The sequence below is a fragment of the Phytoactinopolyspora endophytica genome, from assembly GCF_004138495.1.
Lineage (GTDB): Bacteria > Actinomycetota > Actinomycetes > Jiangellales > Jiangellaceae > Phytoactinopolyspora > Phytoactinopolyspora endophytica.
In genome coordinates this window covers 33,383-34,770 of record NZ_ML142878.1, presented here as the reverse complement: position 1 = coordinate 34,770, position 1,388 = coordinate 33,383, and the positions used below count along the sequence as shown (strand labels likewise).

Below are 1,388 nucleotides of genomic sequence, written 5' to 3'. Positions count from 1 at the left end.
TGAAAATGCCCCTCACACAGGAGGGGCTGCCGCGCTGACGTGGTGCGTGATGTGCACCCGCTAGAAGTCAGCGCGGCTGGCTAAGGAGCAGAGCAGCTCGCATGGCGTCATCGTAACGCACGAACGTCGATGGCCGGATGGCCAATTCGGGCAGACGGGCGAGCCCGTCGACGTGCACTGGTGCGGCCGGAATCGGACCGCCAGGGCTCCGAATCCGTCAGGACTCGTTGGGCTGGTCGTGATTCGCCGGCCGGTCGAGGCAGCGCACCGAGATCAAGACCAGACCGAGGTCGCGGATCTTCGCAAGCAGGCCATGCAGGGCCGCCTGGTCGGCGACGACGCCGGAGATGACGGTCAGACCTCCCGGTTCACTGCCGACATGTAGTCCGTCGAACCAGGCAGACCAGTACCTATCGAGCCCGTTCTCGACTCGGATCTCGTATCTCATGACTACCCAGTCGATCGCGCAGGCGCCGCAAAGTCGTCACCCACAGGTGCCACCCGGGGTGGACTCCCGCACGTGACGGGTCGCGCCGAGGGTAGTACCGGCCGCGAGCCGACCTTGGTAGCACCCCGGGCTCTCAAAACGGACACCCGCGCGCCCACTTTCGGGTGACGACCACGGCGAAGGCTGTTCAGGCGGGTTCTGGGATGGAGTCACCGCCATGGGTACACCGCGTCTTGCACCCGGCGCGGCCATCGAAGCCCTCGAAGAGGCCATCACCGTCATACGAGCTCTATGGACTCCCGGACCGGGAATCAGATTCAGCGGCGAGCACTACCAGCTGAACGGCACCAAGACGGGTCCGAGCCCGGTGCACCCGATCGGTATCTGGATCGGCGCGCTCAAGCCTCGCATGCTGGAGCTGACCGGCCGGCTCGGCGACGGCTGGCTGCCCTCGTCCATGGCCGCGTCCCCTGAACGCACCGCCGAGATGACCAAGCGCATCGACGACGCAGCGGTGAGCGCCGGCCGGGATCCTGCCGACATCGTGCGTGCGTACAACATCGCCGGGACGTTCTCCGACGAGGTCGGCGAGGGATTCCTCGACGGGCCGCCGGAGCACTGGGCGGAGCAACTCACCGAGCTCTCCCGCACCCATGGCATGAGTGTGTTCCTGCTCATGCTGGGCGCCGACGCGGAGCGCGACCTGAGAACATTCGCCGAAGAGGTGGCACCACTGGTCCGTGACATGCTCCGTCGTGAGCGCGGGGTAGCCATGGATGCTCCGCTGGCCGCATCGGGGTCTGAGCGGCACGACTCCATATCGGGGAATGGCTCCGTCGTGCGCCCGGACGGAACTCTCGACGACACATCGAGGCCTCGCGGACCGAAGCGCGATATCGCCGAGCTGACGCCGCAACAGCGCAGCCACGGCGAGCGGCTG

At 66.9% G+C, this 1,388-nt stretch carries 1 protein-coding gene and 1 pseudogene; one reads left to right on the top strand and one right to left on the bottom strand.

Annotated features, from left to right (window positions below):
* Positions 1–217 precede the first annotated feature (217 nt).
* Positions 218–448 carry a hypothetical protein gene (locus ELR45_RS32945; protein WP_129670062.1) on the bottom strand — a complete coding sequence of 77 codons (231 nt, stop codon included), beginning with the start codon at positions 446–448 and terminating at the stop codon, positions 218–220.
* Positions 449–650: 202 nt separating this feature from the next.
* Between ELR45_RS32945 and ELR45_RS36195 the strand changes: the two are divergent.
* Positions 651–1,388 (top strand): annotated as a pseudogene (locus tag ELR45_RS36195) (LLM class flavin-dependent oxidoreductase); the annotation flags it as partial.